The organism is Kitasatospora sp. NPDC058190, from assembly GCF_042883685.1.
GTDB lineage: Bacteria > Actinomycetota > Actinomycetes > Streptomycetales > Streptomycetaceae > Kitasatospora.
Genome location: NZ_JBHVVI010000293.1, coordinates 1 through 1,650 on the forward strand (window position 1 = coordinate 1; position 1,650 = coordinate 1,650).

The 1,650-nt window shown below is 70.9% G+C and carries 2 protein-coding genes; both read left to right on the top strand.

The genetic code is table 11. The features are described 5' to 3' along the window. The first annotated feature begins 139 nt into the window (after positions 1 to 139). Positions 140 to 736: a LuxR C-terminal-related transcriptional regulator gene (locus tag ACFVWU_RS44875; RefSeq protein WP_387632505.1), complete on the top strand. Its 597-nt coding sequence runs from the start codon at positions 140 to 142 to the stop codon at positions 734 to 736. A 551-nt stretch (positions 737 to 1,287) separates the two neighbouring features. Further along, entirely contained in the window at positions 1,288 to 1,590 is a 303-nt protein-coding gene (locus tag ACFVWU_RS44880) for an ArsR/SmtB family transcription factor (protein WP_387632507.1), read from the top strand. The last annotated feature ends 60 nt before the right edge of the window (positions 1,591 to 1,650 follow it).

The following is a 1,650-nucleotide window of genomic DNA, read 5'->3' on the forward strand; positions in this document are numbered from 1 at the left end:
ACGGCACCATACACCTCAACAGCCCCATCGGCGGCCCGACCACCATCGCGGTGAGCCTGGCATGCGAGTCGTGATCGCCGAGGACAACGTCCTGTAGTCCTCCGGGCTGGAACTGCTGCTGACCGCCAAGGACTTCCACGTGTACGCGATCACCCACGACGCCCCCGGCTTCGCCACCGCCATCGCCGAACACCGCCCCCACGCCACCATCGTCGACGTGCGACTGCCCCCGACCTACCGCGACGAGGGCATCCACGCCCGCCGCCGCCACCCCGGCCTGCCCGTACTCGTCCTGTCCCAGTACGTCGAACACAGCTACGCCGGCGAGCTGATCTCCGACGGCCGCGGCGGCATCGGCTACCTCCTCAAAGACCGGGTGAGCCGGGTCAGCGAGTTCACCGACGCACTACAGCGGGTCGCCGCCGGCGCCACCGTCATGGACCCCGAAGTCATCGGACAACTCCTCACCCGCCACACCCGCGACCCGATCGCCTCCCTGACACCACGCGAAAGAGAAGTCCTCGCCCTGATGGCCGAAGGCCAGGACAACCCCACCATCGCCACCCGCCTCGTCATCACCGACAACGCCGTCCACAAACACATCGGCAACATCTTCACCAAACTCGGCCTCTCACCCACCGACAGCGGCCACCGCCGCGTCCTCGCCGTCCTCACCTACCTCAGCCACCACCGACCAACACCAACCAGCACAGAACACGGACCCACCCACAGATGACGACCCGCCGGACACGACCCCGCCACCCCTTCGAATCCGCCCGACCCCGGGACCACAGGGCCTGCCCACCCCACCGCCCCAAAAGGCACCCACCCCCAGGCAGACCACAAGAACCCGAAAAAGGTGAGGGGCAGGACAACACCCCCACGCAAGGCCCCAGACCCCCCGGACAGCCGGATCCGCACACCAGCGGCACACCGGCCCGGCCCGCCTCACCGGAAGACGCCGAACCAACGGCACACCCGCACGGCACACGCCCACGCGGTACGCGTCCGGGCGGTACATGTCCACGCGGTACGCGTCCCGGCGGTGCGTGTCCCGGCGGCGTGCACGCGTGCGGGCCGGGCACGAAGCCGCGCGAGCGTCACGCAGGTGCCGCGGCGGGCGTGAGGGGGGCGGGCGTGACGGGGCCCGTCGCCGTAGTAGCGTCTGGCGTGAAGTCGCGCACGGTAGGCGGCTGTTGGTGACAACGGACGGGGGTCTGGGCTTGGGAAGAGGTGGTGGGTGTGGGACGGACACGCGCGGCACAACGGGTGATCGTGCACCCCGGCGTGGAAGACGTGAGCGTCCAACAGGTACTGGAGGCCCTCGCCGATCCGGCCCGCAGGACGGTGGTGCGCACCCTCGCGCACGCGCCCTGCGATCTGAGCTGCGGCTCCTTCGACCTGCCCGTGGGACGCTCCACCTCCAGCCACCACTTCTCGGTGCTGCGCGCGGCAGGCGTGCTGCGCCAGTACTACGTCGGCACCACCAAGATGAACGCGCTGCGCACGCAGGAGCTGGAGGGCCGCTTCCCGGGCCTGCTGCGGGCGGTGGTCGCCGCCGCTGACGCCGAGGCCCGGCAGACGCCCTGACCGGCCGCGCACCGGCCCGCTGCCCCGCGTGGCCGGCCGGGACCCGGGTCAGTCGGTGAC